This window comes from Streptomyces sp. R41 (assembly GCF_041053055.1).
Classification (GTDB): Bacteria; Actinomycetota; Actinomycetes; order Streptomycetales; family Streptomycetaceae; genus Streptomyces.
Map to the genome: position 1 here is coordinate 6,687,121 of NZ_CP163443.1, position 19,955 is coordinate 6,707,075.

The following is a 19,955-nucleotide window of genomic DNA, read 5'->3' on the forward strand; positions in this document are numbered from 1 at the left end:
GGCCGGACGTGCCGGGTTGACGCCCGGACGCGCGGCATTCACTGCTGTCGCAGTACACGCGGCGTCCACTGCTGTTGCTGTTGCTGTTGCTGTTGCTGTACGCGCGGCGTCCACTGCTGTCGCAGTCCGGGGAGAGCACTCGCGCCCCTGACGGCCGCCTCCACGACGGCCGGGCAACGGCCGCCGCGTGCCTGGCAAGGATCCGCAGTACGCGCGGCGTCGTCTTCGCATTGGCGGTGCCGCCGGGGAAGATCCCGTGCCCGGCCTCCGAGCGCAGCCCGTTGGTCAGTGTGGCCGCCGGTGCCGGCTTTCGCCGGCACCGGCCGGTCCACGGCGAACCACCACCCCGTAGGCAGGGCCCTCACCCTCGCCCCGCGCCGACCGCCACCCCCATCACATCCCGCGCATGCCGTCCCGGCACCATCCCGAGTCGCCAGGCCTGCCAGCCGGCGTCCAGGTCCACGCCACGCTCCAGCAGCAGCTGGTACGCCTCGATGTAGTCGTCCAGTTTTCCGTCGCGGGAGGGATGTCCGGAGCGGGAGAGCTGGGTCAGTTCCTCCTGGGCCACCGCGGCGCCGACCTCGTAGCCGCCGGGGGCGGCGTAGGGGAGCAGGGTGCACTTCAGGAACTTGGCCCAGTCCTCGCCCCGGTGGTCGCCGTACGACGTGAAGAGGTCGATCGCTTCCTCGCAGAGGGCCAGGGCCTGTTGCGTACGGGCGTTGCCGGCGTCGACGACCGCCAGTTCCAGGCAGGTCCACGCCTCGCCGTGGGCGACGCCGATGCGCTGGAAGTCGGCGCGTGCGTCGACCAGGAGCTGGCGGGCGAAGCCCGAGTTCCTCAATGAACCCGTCTGGGCGGCCCGTTGGTCGCGGGTGACGCGGGCCGAGTGGTGGCGGGCGCAGGCGAGGCCGTACACGTCGCGCATGCGGGAGAACATCGTGCGGGAGCGCTCCAGTTCGCGGACCGCCTGGTCCAGGTTGCCGGTCTCCTCCAGGGCCTGGCCCAGGTAGTAGATCGTCCACGCCTCGCCGCGCGCGTCCTCGTTCTCCCGGTGGCGGGAGGCCGCCTGGCGCAGGCCGGCGATCGCGGAGGACGGGTCGCCGTCGACGAGGCGGGCGCGGGCCAGCTGGGTGAGGGCCCAGGCCTCGCCGCGGGCGTCGCGGGTGCGGCCGTACAGGTCGAGGGCCTCGCGCAGTTCGCGCTCCGCGCGCGGTACGTCGCCCATGCGCAGCCCGAGCTGGCCGAGCTGGAAGTGGGCCCAGGCCTCGCCGTGCACGGACTCGCCCTCGCGGTGCAGGACCAGTGCCTCGGTGAGCAGGTCGAGGGCCCGGGCGAGCCGGGACCTGTCGCGCTCCACCGCGGCGAGCGCGTGCATCGTCCAGGCGCGGTCGGCCGCGAGGTCGGGGGAGGCCTGGAGATCCATGGCCTCCTGGAGCTTGGCCGCCGCCTCGGTGAGGTTTCCCTGGTGGTGCAGGGTGATGCCGAGGGAGCAGAGCGCCCTGGCGGCGCCCGCGTCGTGGTGGGCCTCGAAGTAGAGGTCCACCACCGAGGCCAGGGTCGTGCGCGCCTTGTCCAGTTCGCCCAGCTGGCGTGCTGCGATGCCGGTGCGCCACTGGACGGAGCGCACGAGCAGGCCCTGGTCGACCGCCTGCGTCAACTCGCTGATCTCGCCCAGGCGGTAGAGGTCGCCGCGCAGGAGGCAGTAGTCGCACAGGGCGCCGAGGAGGTTCAGTACCGCGGCTTGGTTCACGCCCTCCGCGTGCCGCAGTGCCGCCGTGATGAAGCTCGACTCGTCGTCCAGCCAGCGCAGGGCCGCGTCGAGGGAGGTGAAGCCGTGCGGACCGAACTGGTCCGCGCGCGTGGACGTCTTGCCGTCGACCAGGCGGATCACCGAGTCGGCGAGCTCCGCGTAGTTGACGATCAGGCGCTCCTGTGCGGCCGTGCGCTCGGAGGGTTCCTCCTCGTCCAGGAGGCGGGCTCCCGCGAAGGCCCGCACGAGGTCGTGCAGGCGGTAGCGGCTGCCGCGGACGTGGTCGATCAGGCCCGCCTGGGAGAGCGCGGTCAGATGGCGGGTGGCCTCCGGCTCGTCGGTGGCCAGCAGGGACGCCGCCGCGGCCGCGCCCAGGGAGGCGCGACCGGCCAGGGCCAGCCGGCGCAGGAGCCGGCGGGCCATGTCCGACTGGTCGGTGTAGCGCAGCCACAGCACCCGCTCCACCGGTTCCACGGGACCGTATGCCGCGAGGTCCGAGGCCAGTTGGCGCGGGGTGCGGGGGCCGAGGGAGGAGCCCGCGACGCGCAGGGCCAGGGGCAGGCCGCCGCACAACTCCCTTACCTGGTCGGTGGATTCGGCGTCGTACGGTCCGGACTTGTCCTGTCCCGCCGCGTTCAACAGCTCCTCGGCGCCGGCCGCGTCCAGTGCCTCGACGGGGAGCTGGTGCACCCAGGCGGGGAGGTCGGCGGGCAGGTCGAGCGGTTTGCGGGCGGTGACCAGGACCAGGCTCTCCGAGCGCTCGGGGACCAGGGTGCGCACCTGCTCGGCATCGCTCGCGTCGTCCAGGACGATCGTCACCGGCAGGCCCGTCAGGTGCTGGTGGTAGAGCTCGCTCAGCCGCCTGACCTGCTGGTCCTGTGAGGAACGCTCGCGGAAGAGGAGCTGTTCACGCGGTGCGCCGAGCCGGTTCAGGAGGTGCAGCAGCGCGTCGCGTGTGGTCAGCGGGGGGTCGTCCGGGCTGTCGCCGCGCAGGTCCACCACGCAGGCGCCGCGGAACTGGTCCCTGAGGTCGTGGGCCGCCCGGATCGCGAGGGTGCTGCGGCCGGAGCCGGGCGCGCCGTGCAGCACCACGACCGTCGGCTTCGTCTCCGTGCTCGCGCGTGCCGCGTGCACCCACTGTGCGACGCGTGACAGCTCGGTGCGGCGCCCCGCGAACGGGCCGTCGGGCTCGGGCAGTTGACCGAACGACTGCTCCAGCACACTGCGCCGCCGCGCCGCCGCGCTCTTGTCGGTGCGCCGCAGCTGGGGCGCACCCTGCTTCGCGCCCGTGGAGGCGCTGAGCACCCGCTGCTGGTCGAGGAACGGTCGGATGCCCCGTACCTCCAGGGCCGTCAGCCATTGCAGGCGCAGCTGCTCCGCACCACCCGGCTGTCCCAGGGCGCCCGCCCGTCGGCTCGCGGCCGGCACATGAGCGGCCGTCACCTTGAGGACGGTCGCCGCCGCGCCCACCACCCCCACCGTGGCGCCCGCGCCGATCGCCGTCCCCGCGCCCGTGCCCAGCGCCAGGTCGGCGACGATGGCCGCGACCGCCGCGACTGCCGCCACCAGCAAGGGAGTTCCAGCGCCCTCCCGGGCATAGCGCTGCCCGAATGTCAGCCGTCCCGCCTCCGCGTCGTCGAGGGCCTGCGTATACGCCTCGTATTCCTCGGCAGCCGTCTGCCCCATCGCGTCGAGCGCGGCCCGCGCCCGGGACAGCAGCACACCCCCGTCAACGCGCCCACCCGAGCGCCGGACCTCTTCCTCGACGGCCCGGGCCAACAGCCGCTCGGCTTCCGCCCGATGGCTGTCCCGCATGTCACGTCCCCCTCCGGCAGCAACTCCTTTGCTGATGAGTGTCCTTCGTGCGGGACAGGAAGGCGAGAGGCCCTGCGATCATTCGGGCAGGGCTACCCCGCTCCTTCACACACCGCGTGCCCCTTGGACAGCGCGAGATACACGCACGCGCAGGCGAGCCCCGCCTCCGCCACCGCGCAGGCCAAGGCCTGGACGAGGGCGGCGCCCGGCTGCGCGGTGGTTATGTCGAACCAGGCGTCGAGCACCGCGATCGCGGCCGTCGCCGACGCGGTCAGCCGGGCGTGCGGGCTGCGGCGGAAGCCCAGCGCGGCGGTGGCCGCGCATCCCGCGGCCATCAGTACGTCGAGTCCCACCCACGCCACCTGCCAGTTCCGCACCTCGGTGCTTGCCGGGAGCATACGGACGAGGAGCACCATCCACGGCACGAGCGCCACGGCGGTGGCGCCGAGTAACACCAAAGCCCATTTCGTTCGCATGCCACCACGATAGGACCGCAGAGAGAATTCTGCAAAGAAAATTCTGCAGAACTCACTCTGCAGAGGGAAGTGGGCCGGGGATACCGTGGTCGCATGCCCGACCCCGACATGCCCGACCCCGAGCTGACCAGCGTCGAACGCACCGCTCTGTACAAGTCCCTCGGCAACCCGCTGCGCCGCCGCATCCTCGACCACCTCGGCCGGCGCGGCGAGGCGAACTCGACCGTGCTCGCCAAGGAGCTCGGTGAGAGTTCCGGTACGACCAGCTACCACCTGCGCAAACTCGCCGAGCAGCGCCTGATCGAGGAGATCCCGGAGAAGTCGGGCGGCCGGGAACGCTGGTGGCGGGCGCTCCCGTTCAGCCACACCACACCCGACCCGGCCACGATGACCCCCGAGGAGTACGCCGCCGCCGAAGGGGTGGCGATCCTGAAGATCGAGATGGACACGGAGCTCTATCTGCGGGCCCACAAGGAGTACACGGGCCCGGAGGGATGGACCCAGGTCCAGCGCTCCGGCAACTGGATGACCAAGGACGAACTCCTCGACTTCGTACGCGAGTACCGGGCGCTCCTGGACCGGTACGGCCACTCTCGTGAAGATGCCCCCGCCGGGGCACGCCCGGTGCACCTGCGCTTCTACGCCGTCCCGGACACCGTGGGAGAGTGGGAGAGTGAATCGACTGGCCCATGAGACGTCCCCGTACCTCCTCCAGCACGCCGACAACCCCGTCGACTGGTGGCCCTGGTCGGCCGAGGCCTTCGACGAGGCCCGTAAACGCAATGTGCCGGTGCTGCTGAGCGTCGGCTACAGCAGCTGCCACTGGTGTCATGTCATGGCGCACGAGTCCTTCGAGGACGAGGCGACCGCCGCGCATCTGAACGAGCACTTCGTGAGCGTCAAGGTCGACCGCGAGGAGCGGCCGGATGTCGACGCCGTGTACATGGAGGCCGTGCAGGCGGCGACCGGGCAGGGCGGCTGGCCCATGACCGTGTTCCTCACGCCGGACGCCGAGCCCTTCTACTTCGGTACGTACTTCCCGCCCGAGCCCCGTCACGGCATGCCCGCCTTCCGCCAGGTCCTGGAGGGTGTGCGCAGCGCCTGGACCGACCGGCGGGACGAGGTCGCCGAGGTCGCGGGGAAGATCGTGCGGGATCTCGCCGGGCGGGAGATGAGCTTCGGCGACGAGCGGGTGCCCGGCGAGGAGGAGCTGGCCGGTGCGCTCCTCGGGCTCACCCGGGAGTACGACGCCGCGCGCGGCGGATTCGGCGGGGCGCCCAAGTTCCCGCCGTCCATGGTGATCGAGTTCCTGCTGCGGCACCATGCGCGGACCGGCTCCGAGGGCGCCCTCCAGATGGCCGCCGACACCTGCGAGCGCATGGCGCGCGGTGGCATCTACGACCAGCTCGGCGGGGGCTTCGCGCGCTACTCCGTCGACCGCGACTGGGTCGTGCCCCACTTCGAGAAGATGCTGTACGACAACGCCCTGCTGTGCCGCGTCTACGCACACCTCTGGCGCAGCACCGGCTCCGAGCTCGCCCGCCGCGTCGCCCTGGAGACCGCTGACTTCATGGTGCGTGAACTGCGCACCAATGAGGGCGGGTTCGCCTCCGCCCTGGACGCCGACAGTGACGACGGGACCGGCAAGCACGTCGAGGGCGCGTACTACGTATGGACACCCGAGCAACTCCGTGAAGTCCTCGGCGACGACGCCGAACTCGCCGCCCAGTACTTCGGGGTGACCGGGGAGGGCACCTTCGAGGAGGGTGCGTCCGTCCTTCAACTCCCGCAGCAGGAGGGCGTGTTCGACGCCGAGCGGATCGCCTCCATCCACGAGCGGCTGCTCGCCGCGCGCGCCGAGCGGCCCGCCCCCGGCCGCGACGACAAGGTGGTCGCCGCCTGGAACGGGCTCGCCGTCGCCGCCCTCGCGGAGACCGGCGCCTACTTGGGGCGCCCCGACCTCGTGGACGCCGCGATCGGCGCCGCCGACCTCCTCGTACGGCTGCACATGGACGACCGCGCGCGCCTCGCCCGTACCAGCAAGGACGGTCAAGTCGGCGCTAACGCGGGAGTGTTGGAGGACTACGCGGATGTCGCCGAGGGCTTCCTCGCGCTCGCGTCCGTCACCGGGGAAGGGGTCTGGCTGGAATTCGCCGGGTTCCTGCTCGACCACGTGATCGCGCAGTTCACCGACTCCGAGTCGGGCGCGCTCTACGACACGGCCGCCGACGCCGAGCAGCTGATCCGCCGACCGCAGGATCCCACCGACAACGCCACGCCCTCCGGCTGGAGCGCGGCGGCCGGGGCGCTGCTGAGCTATGCCGCCCAGACCGGCGCCGAACCCCATCGCACCGCCGCCGAGCGGGCGCTGGGTGTGGTGAAGGCGCTCGGCCCGCGGGCGCCCCGCTTCATCGGCTGGGGTCTGGCGGTCGCCGAGGCGCTCCTCGACGGGCCGCGCGAGGTCGCGATCGTGGGGCCGGCCGATGATCCGGCGACACATGCCCTGCACCGAACGGCACTTCTGGGCACCGCTCCGGGCGCCGTCGTCGCCGTGGGCGCGCCGGAGAGTGACGAGCTGCCGCTGCTTTCCGGCCGACCGCTGGTGGACGGAAAGCCGGCCGCATATGTCTGCCGTAACTTCACGTGTGACGCCCCGACGATCGATCCCGACCGGCTCCGCGCGGCGCTGAGCGGCGGAAACGGCTGATCCCCAACCGGACCAAACGCCACCAGTGTTCAGATTGTTCAGTTAGTCGACCGAGTGTGATGAAACACGCTCTTCACCAGAGCAACCTGTGCCCTTCACAGATCGCCCATAGTCTCTGCACCATGACGCGACAGATGTGACTCACTGTCGCGAGTGGGGGCTTTTGGGGATCTGGGGGGATCTGTTGCTCACATCTGTCTTCATCGCTGCCGTTTCGCTTGCTCTCTTCTGGATGGCGGCCTTCACCTTGTGGTGGCAGATGCACGCGTGGCGTACGCCCGAGGTGCTGGCCTCCACCCGTTTCAGCAGTCCGGACGGCGGTGAGAGCCTGTCCTTCTCGCTGCTGCTGCCCGCGCGGCACGAGCAGGCCGTGCTCGACCACACGATCCAGCGGCTGCTGGAGTCCAGCCACACCGACTTCGAGATCATCGTGATCGTCGGGCACGACGACCCGGAGACCACCGAGGTGGCCCGGAACGCCGAGGCGCGCGACCCGCGTGTCCGTGTCGTCGTCGACCACCACGAGAAGAAGAACAAGCCGAAGGCCATGAACACGGCGCTGCCGCACTGCCGCGGCGACGTCGTCGGAGTCTTCGACGCCGAGGACCAGGTCCACCCGGAGCTGCTCGCCCACGTCGACCACGCGTTCCGTACGACGGAAGCGGACGTCGTCCAGGGCGGCGTGCAGCTCATCAACTTCAACTCCAGCTGGTACAGCCTGCGCAACTGCCTGGAGTACTTCTTCTGGTTCCGCTCCCGGCTCCATCTGCACGCGCAGAAGGGCTTCATCCCGCTCGGCGGCAACACCGTCTTCGTACGGACGAAGGTCCTGCGGGAAGCCGACGGGTGGGACCCCAACTGCCTCGCCGAGGACTGCGACCTGGGTGTGCGGCTCTCCAGCGTCGGCAAGAAGGTCGTCGTCGCGTACGACTCCGACATGGTGACCCGGGAGGAGACCCCGGGCAGCCTGATGTCGCTGATGAAGCAGCGCACCCGGTGGAACCAGGGCTTCCTGCAGGTCTACCGGAAGAAGGACTGGAAACAACTCCCGAGCTTCGGGCAGCGGTTGCTCGCCCGCTACACGCTCATGACGCCGTACCTGCAGGCCGTCTCCGGCGTGGTCATCCCGCTCAACGTGGCCATCGCGCTCTTCCTCGACGTGCCGGTCGGCATCGCCTTCATCACGTTCCTGCCGGCCGTGACCGCTCTGGTCACCTTCGTCTTCGAGCTTGTCGGACTCCACGACTTCGGCAAGCAGTACGGGCTTCGAGTCCGCTTCATCCACTACCTGAAGCTCATTGTCGGCGGTCCCTTCTACCAGGTGCTGCTGGCGGGCGCCGCCGTGCGTGCCGTGTGGCGCGAGCAACGGGGGCGCAACGACTGGGAGTTGACCAGTCATGTCGGTGCGCATCTCACCGAAGTGATCCGAGAGGACGTTCCTGCGTGACCTCCACTCTTGACGCGGCGACCACACCCACGGTCCCCGCGCAGCGGCCTCGTGCGCCCAAAATCGTCCCCAACGCCCGTCCGGTCCTACGTTTTCGCAGCTCGCGCTCCGATCTGATCCTGTGCGGTGTACTCCTCGCGGCGATCATGGTCGTGCAGGGCTGGAACATCGCCGACTACCCGACCCTCAGCGACGACGAGGGCACCTATCTCGCCCAGGCCTGGGCCGTGCAGCAGGGCAAGGGGCTGGCCCACTACACGTACTGGTACGACCACCCGCCGCTCGGCTGGATCCAGATAGCCGTGCTGACCTGGATCCCCGCGCACCTGAGCCCGTCCCTGATGACCGTCGGCTCGATGCGGGTCGCGATGCTGCTGATCAGCGCCATCAGCGCGGTCCTCGTGTACGTCCTGGCCCGCCGCCTCTCGCTGCCGCAGTGGGCCGCCGGGCTCGCGATGGTGCTCTTCGGGCTCTCGCCGCTGTCGGTCGTGCTCCAGCGCGAGATCTTCCTCGACAACATCGCGGTGATGTGGACGCTCCTGGCGTTCTGCCTGGCCGCGTCCCCGAGCCGCCATCTCTGGCACCACTTCGGGGCGGGCATCGCGGCCGCCGCGGCCGTGCTGACCAAGGAGACGATGCTCGTCATCCTGCCCGCGCTCATGGTCACGATGTGGCGCCACGGCCACCGTGACACCCGAAAGTTCGCGCTCACCGGAGCCATCACCGCCTGCGTCCTGATCGGGATGGCGTACCCGCTCTTCGCCCTGCTCAAGGGTGAGCTGTTCCCGGGCGGGGGTCACGTCTCGCTCTGGGACGGCATCACGTACCAGATGAGCCGCCCCGGCTCCGGCTTCATCCTCGACCGGGGCACCGGCTCCTACGGCGTCCTTCAGTCCTGGCTGTACTACGACCGCGTGCTGCCCCTCGGCGGCCTCGCCGGCGCCCTGCTGCTCCTGGTCACCTGGCGCTGGTCGGTCACCGCGCGCGCCCTGGCCGGACCCGCGCTCACCGTGGCGATCCTCGCCCTGGTGGCGCTGCGCCCGAGCGGCTACCTGCCCGCGATGTACGTCATCCAGGCGCTGCCGTTCCTCGCGCTCGTCCTCGCCGGGGGCACCGCGAGCGTCGCCCACGCGGTGCTGCGCCGCCGGCGGAGCGATGAGGAGAAGGCGTACGTCACCTGGGGGCGCCGAGGTCTTGCGGCCGTACTCGTGGTGGCCGCCGGGGCCTATGTCGTGCCGCGCTGGTACGACGGCGACCACACCGCCGTGACCGCGGATGCCAACGCCCCCTACCGGGCCGCCTCTTCGTGGCTGAAGACCGAGGTCGAGGACCCGAAGGACACCCGGGTCCTGGTCGACGACGCCCTCTGGCTCGACCTCGTCCATGACGGCTACCGGCCCGGGCTCGGTGTCATCTGGTTCTACAAGGCCGACCTCGACCCCGCGGTGACCAAGACGATGCCGCGCGGCTGGAAGGACCTCGACTACGTCGTGGCGTCCCCGACGGTACGGCGCGACGCGGTCGACCTGCCCAACGTCAAGGCGGCGATCGAGCACTCGACGCCGGTGGCCACCTTCGGCGTCGGCGAGGACCGGATCGAGATCCGCCGCATTCAGACCGTGGGAGGCTCCCGATGACCAGTTACGAGTCCACCGTTCCCGAGGAGCTGGGCGATCCGGCCGTACGCGGCTCCGAAGTGCCCGAGCCGGGTGCCGTCACCATCGTCGTACCGACGTTCAACGAGTCGGCGAACGTATGGGAGTTGCTGCATCAGATCACCGAGTCGGTGCCCGCGCGGCTGCCCTGCGAGGTCGTCTTCGTCGACGATTCCACGGACGACACGCCCGATGTCATCTACCTGGCGGCGAAGGACTGCCCTTTCCCGGTCACCGTCCTGCACCGGGAGGAGCCGGTCGGCGGGCTCGGCGGCGCGGTCGTCGAGGGGATGAAGGCGGCAGGCTCCGACTGGATCGTCGTCATGGACGGGGACTGCCAGCATCCGCCGTCGCTGGTACCGGAGTTGGTCGCCACCGGTGAGCGGGCGAACGCCGGGCTCGTCGTCGCCAGCCGCTACATCAAGGGCGGCAGCCGCGCCGGACTCGCGGGCGGCTACCGCATCGCCGTCTCGCGCGGCGCGACCTGGCTGACCAAGACGCTCTTCCCGCGCAGACTGCACGGCATCAGCGACCCGATGAGCGGGTTCTTCGCGATCCGCCGCAGTGCGGTCACCGCCGAGGTGCTCCAGCCGCTCGGCTACAAGATCCTCCTCGAACTCGCCGTGCGCAGCCGCCCCCGCCAGGTCACCGAGGTGCCCTTCGTCTTCCAGGACCGCTTCGCGGGCGAGTCCAAGTCGACCGCGAAGGAGGGCTTCCGGTTCCTGCGCCACCTCGTCGGGCTGCGCACCGTCTCGCCGGTGGCCCGCATGGTGATCTTCGGCCTGATCGGCGCCACCGGCTTCGTACCGAACCTGCTCGGCCTGTACGCGCTGACCGCCGCCGGACTGCACTACGTACCGGCCGAGATCCTCGCCAACCAGCTCGGGGTCGCCTGGAACTTCCTGCTGATCGAGCACCTTCTCTTCCGTGAGCGCCGAAAGCACCGGCACTGGTGGGACCGCGTCGGCCGGTTCGCACTGCTCGCCAACGCCGATCTGGTGCTGCGCATCCCACTGATCGCGCTCTTCGTCGACCGCTTCGGGATGGGCGCACTCTCCGCCACCGCACTGGCCCTGGTGACGACGTTCGTCCTGCGCTTCGTAGGGACCGAAGCGCTGGTCTATCTGCCGCGCCGAGGCAGCGAGTCCGCGGGCGGGAGCCGCACAGCAAGGAGAACCGCATGAAATACCGGACAAGACCACGTCGGAGAACCTCACTACTGGCCGTGGTGGGCCTGGCCGCCGGGATGCTGCTGATCTCGCCGCAGCCGGCGTCCGCCGCCAACCTCGTCAAGAACCCGGGCTTCGAGACCGACGGCGCGGACGGCATGCCGTACTGCTGGGAGAAGTCCGGCTGGGGCGACAACGACTTCACCTTCTCCACCGTCGCCGACTCCCACTCCGGCTCCAAGGCCATGAAGGTCACGCTGACCCGCCGGGCCGACGGCGACCGCAAGGCGCTGATCACCGAGGACACCACCTGTGCGCCGGTGGTCGCCGCGGGCAAGCAGTACGACCTCGGGCTCTGGTACAAGACGACGACTCCCGACGCCGCCATCACGCTCTTCCGGCACGACACCACGGCGGGCTGGCAGTACTGGACCGACCTCAAGACCCTGGACATGGCGGGCAGTTACACCCAGGCGACCGTCCGGACCCCTGCCGTCCCGGCGGGCACGGACCGCATCACCTGGGGCGTCTCGGTCTACGGCACCGGCTCCGCCACCACCGACGACTACACGATGGAACAGGTCTCCGACCCGATCCCGCCGGCCACCTGCACCGGCACGGCCGAGGAGTGCGCCAACGGCAAGTGGACGGTGCTGCCCACGCAGAATCCGGTCCGCTCCATGCACTCCGTCGTCCTCAACAACGGCAAGGTGCTGCTGATCGCCGGGTCCGGCAACAGCGAGGAGAACTTCAACGCGGGCACGTTCACCAGCGCGGTCTACGACCCGGCGAACGGCACGTACAAGACGATCCCCACGCCCAAGGACATGTTCTGCGCGGGGCACGTCCAGCTCGCCGACGGGCGCGTGCTGGTGATGAGCGGCAACAAGGCGTTCCCGGTCGCGGGCGGGCACGGGTACGAGGGCTACAAGGACTCGTACATCTTCGACCCGGTCACCGAGACGTACAGCAAGACCAACGACCTGAACGACGGCCATTGGTATCCGTCCGCCACCGAGCTCGGCAACGGTGACATCATCTCGTTCGGCGGTCTGCGCGAGGACTCCTCCGGCTCGGTGACCGCCGAGCGCTGGTCGGCCGCGGAGCAGAAATGGCTGCCGTTGTACCAGGTCAACCAGACCTGGTCGTTCTGGGGCCTGTACCCGTCGATGATCCTGATGCAGGACGGGCGGCTCTTCTACTCGGGCAGCCATGTCTTCGGCAACGGCACCCCGGGCACGGGGTCGGCGATCTACGACTACGACGCCAACACGACGACCGCGGTCTCCGGGCTCCAGAAGAAGGACGAGCGCGATCAGTCCGCGAGCGTGCTGCTGCCCCCGGCCCAGGACCAGAAGGTCCTCACGATCGGCGGCGGCAACATCGACTCCAACCCGGACGCCAACCGGCTCACCGACATCATCGACCTCAAGGCCGCCAACCCGACGTACACCGTCGGACCGCAGGTCCCGCAGGGCACGGTGGACCTGGGCAACGGACAGGTGGCCGAGACCGGCAACCAGGGCAAGATGTACGTTTCCGCCGTACTCCTGCCCGACGGCAAGGTCCTGGAGACGGGCGGCGGCCTGCACAACCGCGCCAACCCCGTCTACGAGGCGTCGATCTTCGACCCGGCGACCACGACCTTCGACCCGGTGGCAGCGGACCCGGAGGCCCGCGGCTACCACTCCTCGGCGTTCCTGCTGCCCGACGGCCGGGTGATGGCCACCGGCGACAACCCGGGCAACGGCACCTGGAACCACAACGTGTCCATCTACACCCCGCCCTACCTGCTCAAGGGCACCCGCCCGACGATCACTTCGGTGATCGACAACGAGTGGGTGTACGGGGACACCCAGCGCATCACCGTCGACCGTCCCATCGTCAAGGCCGAGCTGATCCGCCCGGCCGCGGTCACGCACTCCTCCGACCCGAACCAGCGGTTCGTGGACCTGCCGCTGTCCGTCGACGGCAACAACGTCGACCTGAACGTGACGAGCAACCCCAACCTCGCCCCGCCCGGCTGGTACATGCTCTTCGCGGTCGACGCCAACGGCGTCCCGTCGGTAGCCAAGTGGGTGCACCTCCAGGGCCCGTCCGCGCTGGCCACGGACACCGCCTCGGCACACGTCCACTCCTTCGCCGACTCCCTTGAGGGATCGGTCACGAAGGCGGGCAAGAAGCGGGTATCGCAGAAGGTGAGCACGACGATCTCCGGCTGCGACCGCCACTACGGCACGATCAACGTCTGCGTGCCGACGGTCTTCCCGGACGGTGTGAAGAAGACGACGGCCTCGCGCTGCGCCTGGCTGAAGAAGAACGACTACGGGCGCCTGAAGGTCAACGGGAAGGACGATCCGCTGGGGCTGGATCCGAACAAGGACGGGGTGGCCTGCGGTGCGAAGGATCTGAAGCACCGCTAGCTCTTCGCGCCGGCTCTGCTCGTCAGCTCCCGAACTCCGCGAGGGCGCGCTCCACGATGGCCTCCAGCTGGTCGTGGTGCGCGCCCTTCCAGTAGGCGCGCCCGCACTCCTCGCACTGCGCGAAGACGTCGTACGACCGCTGCGTGCCGCCTTCCAGCTGGTCGGCGACCTGCTCCTTGGTGGCCTCCTCGAGCAGACCGTTGCACGCCGTGCAGCGCGTCCAGGGCTTCAGCTCGGGCGCGAACCGGGCCAGGACGTCACGGAGTTGGTCGTCGGGCCGGGTGCTGTAGACGAAGCCGCCCGCCCACAGCTCGCGGCGGCGCAGCAGTCCGCGGTCGCGGCTGAGCATCACGCGTCGCTCGGCCGCCGAACGCGCGGCGAGGGCCGGGTCGCCGATGTCCGTGGACTCGTACGCCGTGTCGATGCCGAGCAGGCGCAGGCGGCGGGCGAGGGTGCCGAGGTGGACGTCGAGGAGGAAGCGGAGCGGGGCCCCGGGGACCTGCTGCGGGCGCTCGACCGCACGGACTTCCACGGTCTCGCCGGCCGCCGGGATGTGCGCGAACGGCACCTGACGGCCGTCCACGACCAGGGCGCCGACCTCCGTCAGCGGGACGCCCAGCGACTCGATGACATGGCCGAGCGTGGAGGAGCCGTCGGTGCCGACCCGCGTGGCACCGGTGCGTCGCCCGTGCGGGACGAACAGCCCCAGTTCGGGGGCGAATTCGACGTGGATCTCCGGTCCGTTCACATCGTCAGGATGTCATGCGGGGTGCGCCCGTGGCCTCCGGGTTTCCGGCGGCGGGCACGGCCTGGGCCGCGGGGGTCAGGCCGTGTTCCAGGACGTCCACGGCGCGGTCGACGACGTCGGCGAAGTCCTCCTGGTGGCCGCGCTCGGCCCAGTACAGGGAGGTCTCCATCAGGCCGCCGATCAGCGACATCGCGAAGACGCGTACTTCGAGACTCTCCGGGTCCCGGCCGACGCGCTCCCCGATCGCCCGGCACAGCAGGCGGCCGGTGACCGACATGCTCTCCATCATCCGGGAGCGCACCGCGGGGACCTCGACCATCAGCCGCGTCCGCAGCCGTGTCACCTCGGGCTCCTCGGTGTTCCCGAGGCCGATGGCCTTCCTCAGCACATAGCGCAGCGAGTCGAACCACGGCTCGTCCGTGGGCCGCGCCCGCAGCTCCTGCTCAAGGATCGGGTCGTACTCGTCCGTGAGGACGATGTCCTCCTTGGTCGGGAAGTAGCGGAACACCGTGGACGGGGAGACCTCGGCCGCCTCCGCGATCTGCTCGATGGTCGTCGCGTCGTACCCCTGCTCCTGGATCAGTCGGTACGTCGCGTCGCGGATCGCGATCCGGGTCTTCATCTTCTTCCGCTCGCGGAGCCCCGGCTGGGGCACCGCGGCGGGAGTGGAGCTGTTTGCGCTGGCGGCCATGGTGCTCATTGTCCGGCATCCGCGGGGGACGGGGCCATGTCGGTGTCCTCCTCGGGTGCGGGGCAGGCGTCCTCCTCGGGTGCGGGTCCTGCGGCCTCCTTGGGGTTGGGCAGCAGCGCGGCGGCCAGCAGCGCGGTGACGAGCGCCGCGATCCCGCTGACCAGCAGGACGAGGTCCATACCGTGGATGTACGAGGCGTCCGCGGAGGCGGCGAGCGCGTGGTCCCCGAGCCGCGTGGCGACCACATGGGCGCCGACCACCGAGTCCGAGGCGGTGTCCGCGACCGCGTGCGGCAGGCCGGAGGTGTCCAGCCGGTCGCTGTACGCGCTCGCGAGGAGTGAGCCCAGCAGGGCGATGCCGATCGCGCTGCCCACCTGGCGCACCGTCATGAGGAGCCCGGAGCCGCTGCCGGCGCGGTCGCGGGGCAGGGCGCCGAGAGCGGCGGACATCGCCGGGACCACGGCGAAGCCGAAGCCGAGCCCGGCGATGGACAGCCACAGGGCGGTGAAGCCGTAGCCGTCCTCGACGGACGTACGGCTGCCGAGGAACGCGGCGAAGGCGAGGGCGACGAGGCCGGCGCTGATCACCGCGCGCGGTCCGAACTTCGACAGCAGCGGCCCGGCACCCCTGGAGGCGATCAGCAGTCCGCCCATCATCGGCAGCATCCGCACTCCGGTGGCGAACGCGTCGTGCCCGAGCACCGCCTGCAGGTACTGCGGCAGCACGAACATCAGCCCCGACAGGACGAACATGACGAGGGTCGCGGCGAGCGTGTTGAGCAGGAAGCCGCGCTGGGCGAGGAGGGAGAGGTCCAGCATCGGGCGCACGCTGCGGCGTTCGCGTACGACGAGCAGTGCGACCAGGACGATCGCGGCCGCGAGGAGGCCGAGGATCAGCGGGTCGCCCCAGCCGCGGTGCGGGGCCTCGATGATCGCGTAGATCAGGATGCTGAGGCCGGCCGCGGTGAGCGCGGTGGAGACGGTGTCGACCTTGGGCGAGGCCGGGATGGGGGTCCCCCCGCTCGAGCGCAGCCGAGAGTGGGGGAGGGTCTCGGGGAGCAGGAAGACGCAGGCGGCGATGCCGATGGCGGCCATCGGGACGTTGACCAGGAAGACCGAGCCCCACCAGAAGTGGTCGAGCAGCCAGCCGCCGACGATCGGACCGAGCGGCAGGCCGAGGGCGGAGGCGGCGGAGACCGCGCCCACGGCCTTGGTGCGCTCGTCCGGTCCGAACAGCGAGGGGAGTACGGCCATCGCGAGCGGCATCACGAGCGCGCCGCCGACCCCCATCAGGGCACGGGCGACGATCACCGGCGTGACGTCGTCGACGAGGGAGCCGGCCAGGGAGCCGGCCAGGAAGATGCCGAGGCCGGTGATGAGCATCCGGCGCCGTCCGAAACGGTCGCCGAGCAGGCCCGCCGGGAGCATCAGCGAGGCGAAGACGACGACGTACGCGTCGGCCATCCACTGCTGCTCGCCGGTGGACGCGCCCAGGTCACGGGCCATCGTCGGCAGCGCCACATTGAGGATCGTCATGTCGAAACCGAGCACGAGCATGCTCGCGACCAGGGCCCCGAGAGCCCACCAGCGGCGCGGGTCGCGCCGTTCGGCGCCGTCCTGAGTGAGAGTCACCATGAAATGAAAGTAACTCTCAAAAGATGGTTACTGTCAATCCATTGGTGTGGGTTCATTGTCAGTGCGGCATGTCACTCTGAGATCGGGGTGAGGTACGGAATGTGATCACTGGAGGGGAGGGTGAGGTGAACGTCGTGATGATGAGGGTGGTGGCGCTGCTGGCGGCGGTGCTGTGCGTGGCCGGATTCATCGCCGGGGGTACGCCTGCCGTCGTCGGCCTGGTGCTGGTCGGCGTCGCCGTCCTGACATGCGAAGTGGCCGCGGCTTCAAAGCCACGGCCACGGAAAAGGCGTTGGTCAAAAAGACCCGGCGGACAGCCGGGTCGCGGGTCACCCGTGCTGATAGGCCACCAGTGAGATACCGACGTAGTGCACGACGAACGCCGCGAGGGTGAGGGAGTGGAACACCTCGTGGAAGCCGAACCAGCGCGGTGACGGGTTGGGGCGCTTGATCCCGTAGATCACGCCGCCCGCGCTGTAGAGCAGACCGCCGACGATCACCAGCACAAGGACGGCGATCCCGCCCGTGCGCATGAAGTCCGGGAGGAAGAAGACCGCCGCCCAGCCCATGGCGATGTAGCAGGGGGTGTAGAGCCAGCGCGGGGCGCCGACCCAGAACACGCGGAAGATGATGCCGGCCGCCGCCGCGCCCCAGATGCCCCACAGGAGCCACTGCCCCTTGGCGCCCGGCAGCAGCAGCATCGTCAGGGGCGTGTACGTGCCCGCGATGATCAGGAAGATGTTCGCGTGGTCGAGCCTGCGCAGCAGGCCGTCCATGCGTGGGCCCCAGTTGCCGCGGTGGTAGAGGGCGCTCACTCCGAACAGCAGGCAGGCCGTGAGGACGTAGATCCCGCAGGCGATGCGGCCGCGAGTCGAGTCCGCGAGAGCGGTGAGCACCAGGCCGGAGACGAGTACGGCCGGAAACATACCGAGATGCAGCCAGCCGCGGAGCTTGGGTTTGACCGGGTGCGGCAAGGAGGGCGCGGTGGGACCGTGGCCGGCGGCCGGCGAGTCCGTGGGCGCGTCGGGGACGGGCGCAGTCATGCGCCGAATCGTACCTACGGAACCGTAAGTTACGTATCAGTACGACGCAATGAACCGCCAATAGTGGCCATGCTCTCACGCGAGTGGCCGGGTCTCCCAAGCGGTACCTGGGGTGAACCCGGAGTGTGTGGAAGGAAACCCTCCGGCGAGTGGCGATGCTCACTCCGCTCAGGTGTGACGTCCTCTGGACATATGGGCGGTTCAGTCGGATGATCAAATGAGTGCGGTCGGCACCGGATGAGCGCCAGAGGTAGATCACCTGAAGCATCCGGGTCGCAGCCCCCACGGGGCCCAACAACAAAACCCCTCATTTAGGAGCAATCGTGGCGCGCGACATCGCGGCTCCCAGCGTCGTTCCCACCAACCACAAAGCACTGATCTCGTGGGTCAACGAGATCGCTGAACTGACCCAGCCGGACAGAGTGGTCTGGTGTGACGGATCCGAGGCCGAATACGAGCGACTGAGCGAGGAGCTCGTCCGCAAGGGCACCTTCAAGAAGCTCGATCCGATCAAGCGCCCCAACTCGTACTACGCCGCTTCCGACCCGACCGATGTCGCGCGGGTCGAGGACCGGACGTTCATCTGCTCCGAGAAGGAGGAGGACGCGGGCCCGACCAACCACTGGAAGGCCCCTGCCGAGATGCGCGAGATCTTCGCCGGTGAGCAGGGCGTCTTCCGTGGCTCGATGAAGGGCCGGACGATGTACGTCGTCCCGTTCTGCATGGGCCCGCTCGGCTCGGACCTGTCCGCGATAGGTGTCGAGATCACCGACTCCGCCTACGTCGCGGTGTCCATGCGCACGATGACGCGCATGGGACAGCCGGTCCTCGACGAACTCGGCACCGACGGCTTCTTCGTGCGTGCTGTGCACACGCTCGGAGCGCCGCTGGCCGAGGGCGAGGCGGACGTGCCGTGGCCGTGCAACTCCACGAAGTACATCTCGCACTTCCCCGAGACCCGCGAGATCTGGTCCTACGGCTCGGGCTACGGCGGCAACGCGCTCCTCGGCAAGAAGTGCTACGCCCTGCGCATCGCCTCCGTCATGGCGCGCGACGAGGGCTGGCTGGCCGAGCACATGCTGATCCTCAAGCTCACGCCGCCGCAGGGCGAGTCCAAGTACGTCGCCGCCGCCTTCCCGAGCGCCTGCGGCAAGACCAACCTCGCCATGCTGGAGCCCACCGTCTCCGGCTGGACGGTCGAGACGATCGGCGACGACATCGCCTGGATGCGGTTCGGCGAGGACGGCCGCCTCTACGCGATCAACCCCGAGGCCGGTTTCTTCGGCGTCGCGCCCGGCACCGGTGAGCACACCAACGCCAACGCGATGAAGACGCTGTGGGGCAACTCCGTCTTCACCAACGTCGCGCTCACCGACGACAACGACATCTGGTGGGAGGGCATGACGGAGGAGACTCCGGCCCACCTCATCGACTGGAAGGGCAACGACTGGACCCCCGAGTCCGGTACGCCCGCCGCGCACCCCAACGCCCGCTTCACCGTCCCCGCCTCGCAGTGCCCGATCATCGCGCCCGAGTGGGAGGACCCCAAGGGCGTGCCGATCTCGGCGATCCTGTTCGGTGGCCGCCGCGCCACCGCGGTGCCGCTGGTCACCGAGTCCTTCGACTGGAACCACGGCGTCTTCCTCGGTGCGAACGTCGCCTCCGAGAAGACCGCCGCCGCCGAGGGCAAGGTCGGCGAGCTGCGCCGCGACCCGTTCGCCATGCTGCCGTTCTGCGGCTACAACATGGGCGACTACATGGGCCACTGGATCGACGTCGCCAAGGACAAGGATCAGGCGAAGCTCCCGAAGATCTACTACGTGAACTGGTTCCGCAAGAACGACGCGGGCAAGTTCGTGTGGCCGGGCTTCGGCGAGAACAGCCGTGTCCTGAAGTGGGTCGTCGAGCGCCTCGACGGCAAGGCCGAGGGTATCGAGACGCCCATCGGCATCCTGCCGGCGAAGGGGGCCCTGGACACCAACGGTCTCGACCTGTCCGAGTCCGACCTCGACTTCCTGCTCACCGTCGACAAGGACGTGTGGCGCGAGGAGGCCGCGCTGGTGCCCGAGCACCTCAACACCTTCGGCGAGCACACGCCGAAGGAGCTGTGGGACGAGTACCGCGCGCTGGTGCAGCGCCTGGGCTGACGCCCGCCGTTGAGCTCCGCGGCCGGTCCGGCTTGCCCTGACCTGCGATGTCGTCACGACCGGCCGCGGTGACGCCGATGCGGGGAGGTTTTTTCGCCCCCTCCGCCCCTACCCGTCCCGTACCCGGGGCTGCGCCCCAGACCCTGCCGGGCAGTTCCTTGGCTGCGGACCGGTGGGGGCTGGTCGCGTAGTTCCCCGCGCCCCCGACGGGGCGCGGCCCCAGGGACCGGCCTCTCCTCGCGCCTCGAAC

The 19,955-nt window shown here is 69.9% G+C and carries 13 protein-coding genes; 7 read left to right on the forward strand and 6 right to left on the reverse strand.

All coding sequences use genetic code 11. The annotated features are described in order from the left end of the window. Positions 1–361: 361 nt before the first annotated feature. Positions 362–3,565: a tetratricopeptide repeat protein gene (locus AB5J53_RS30670; RefSeq protein ID WP_369248851.1), complete on the reverse strand. Its 3,204-nt coding sequence runs from the start codon at positions 3,563–3,565 to the stop codon at positions 362–364. 92 nt (positions 3,566–3,657) lie between these two features. After that, the gene (locus tag AB5J53_RS30675; RefSeq protein ID WP_369248852.1) at positions 3,658–4,041 is read right to left on the reverse strand and encodes a hypothetical protein; all 384 of its coding nucleotides are present in this window, start codon (positions 4,039–4,041) and stop codon (positions 3,658–3,660) included. Between the two features lie 93 nt (positions 4,042–4,134). On the opposite strand from AB5J53_RS30675, the gene AB5J53_RS30680 reads away from it, so the two are divergent. From AB5J53_RS30680 to AB5J53_RS30705, 6 genes are all read left to right on the forward strand, one after another. Continuing rightward, complete coding sequence (locus tag AB5J53_RS30680; protein WP_369248853.1) at positions 4,135–4,734, forward strand: ArsR/SmtB family transcription factor; 600 nt, start codon at positions 4,135–4,137, stop codon at positions 4,732–4,734. After that, entirely contained in the window at positions 4,715–6,748 is a 2,034-nt protein-coding gene (locus tag AB5J53_RS30685) for a thioredoxin domain-containing protein (protein WP_369248854.1), read from the forward strand. The genes AB5J53_RS30680 and AB5J53_RS30685 overlap by 20 nt, the downstream gene beginning before the upstream one ends. A 184-nt stretch (positions 6,749–6,932) precedes the next feature. Then, on the forward strand, positions 6,933–8,195 hold the full coding sequence (locus tag AB5J53_RS30690) for a glycosyltransferase (protein ID WP_369248855.1): 1,263 nt from the start codon (positions 6,933–6,935) through the stop codon (positions 8,193–8,195). Beyond that, positions 8,192–9,832, forward strand: coding sequence for an ArnT family glycosyltransferase (locus AB5J53_RS30695; RefSeq protein WP_369248856.1), 1,641 nt, complete (start codon positions 8,192–8,194; stop codon positions 9,830–9,832). Before AB5J53_RS30690 ends, AB5J53_RS30695 begins: the two co-directional genes overlap by 4 nt. Further along, on the forward strand, positions 9,829–11,034 hold the full coding sequence (locus tag AB5J53_RS30700) for a glycosyltransferase (RefSeq protein WP_369248857.1): 1,206 nt from the start codon (positions 9,829–9,831) through the stop codon (positions 11,032–11,034). The genes AB5J53_RS30695 and AB5J53_RS30700 overlap by 4 nt, the downstream gene beginning before the upstream one ends. Then, a complete protein-coding gene (locus AB5J53_RS30705; RefSeq protein ID WP_369248858.1) occupies positions 11,031–13,442 on the forward strand; it encodes a galactose oxidase-like domain-containing protein in 2,412 nt (803 codons plus the stop codon). The genes AB5J53_RS30700 and AB5J53_RS30705 overlap by 4 nt, the downstream gene beginning before the upstream one ends. A gap of 22 nt (positions 13,443–13,464) precedes the next feature. Here AB5J53_RS30705 and AB5J53_RS30710 read toward each other — a convergent pair whose 3' ends face one another. The 4 genes from AB5J53_RS30710 to AB5J53_RS30725 all read right to left on the reverse strand — a co-directional run bounded on the left by AB5J53_RS30710 (position 13,465) and on the right by AB5J53_RS30725 (position 17,558). Then, on the reverse strand, positions 13,465–14,190 hold the full coding sequence (locus AB5J53_RS30710; protein WP_369248859.1) for a Mut7-C RNAse domain-containing protein: 726 nt from the start codon (positions 14,188–14,190) through the stop codon (positions 13,465–13,467). 4 nt (positions 14,191–14,194) lie between these two features. Then, the gene (locus tag AB5J53_RS30715; protein ID WP_369248860.1) at positions 14,195–14,890 is read right to left on the reverse strand and encodes a TetR/AcrR family transcriptional regulator; all 696 of its coding nucleotides are present in this window, start codon (positions 14,888–14,890) and stop codon (positions 14,195–14,197) included. Further along, entirely contained in the window at positions 14,887–16,515 is a 1,629-nt protein-coding gene (locus AB5J53_RS30720) for an MFS transporter (protein WP_369248861.1), read from the reverse strand. The genes AB5J53_RS30715 and AB5J53_RS30720 overlap by 4 nt, the downstream gene beginning before the upstream one ends. A 329-nt stretch (positions 16,516–16,844) precedes the next feature. Then, entirely contained in the window at positions 16,845–17,558 is a 714-nt protein-coding gene (locus tag AB5J53_RS30725; RefSeq protein WP_369248862.1) for a hemolysin III family protein, read from the reverse strand. 323 nt (positions 17,559–17,881) lie between these two features. Here AB5J53_RS30725 and AB5J53_RS30730 point away from each other — a divergent pair, with 323 nt between their 5' ends. Beyond that, on the forward strand, positions 17,882–19,705 hold the full coding sequence (locus AB5J53_RS30730) for a phosphoenolpyruvate carboxykinase (GTP) (RefSeq protein ID WP_369248863.1): 1,824 nt from the start codon (positions 17,882–17,884) through the stop codon (positions 19,703–19,705). Positions 19,706–19,955: the final 250 nt, after the last annotated feature.

Coding starts and splice junctions, on each gene's coding strand:
- AB5J53_RS30720 (WP_369248861.1), bottom strand. CDS start 16,515: ATGGTGACTCTCACTCAGGACGGCGCCGAACGGCGCGACCCGCGCCGC.
- AB5J53_RS30725 (WP_369248862.1), bottom strand. CDS start 17,558: ATGACTGCGCCCGTCCCCGACGCGCCCACGGACTCGCCGGCCGCCGGC.
- AB5J53_RS30675 (WP_369248852.1), bottom strand. CDS start 4,041: ATGCGAACGAAATGGGCTTTGGTGTTACTCGGCGCCACCGCCGTGGCG.
- AB5J53_RS30680 (WP_369248853.1), top strand. CDS start 4,135: ATGCCCGACCCCGACATGCCCGACCCCGAGCTGACCAGCGTCGAACGC.
- AB5J53_RS30700 (WP_369248857.1), top strand. CDS start 9,829: ATGACCAGTTACGAGTCCACCGTTCCCGAGGAGCTGGGCGATCCGGCC.
- AB5J53_RS30670 (WP_369248851.1), bottom strand. CDS start 3,565: ATGCGGGACAGCCATCGGGCGGAAGCCGAGCGGCTGTTGGCCCGGGCC.
- AB5J53_RS30705 (WP_369248858.1), top strand. CDS start 11,031: ATGAAATACCGGACAAGACCACGTCGGAGAACCTCACTACTGGCCGTG.
- AB5J53_RS30715 (WP_369248860.1), bottom strand. CDS start 14,890: ATGAGCACCATGGCCGCCAGCGCAAACAGCTCCACTCCCGCCGCGGTG.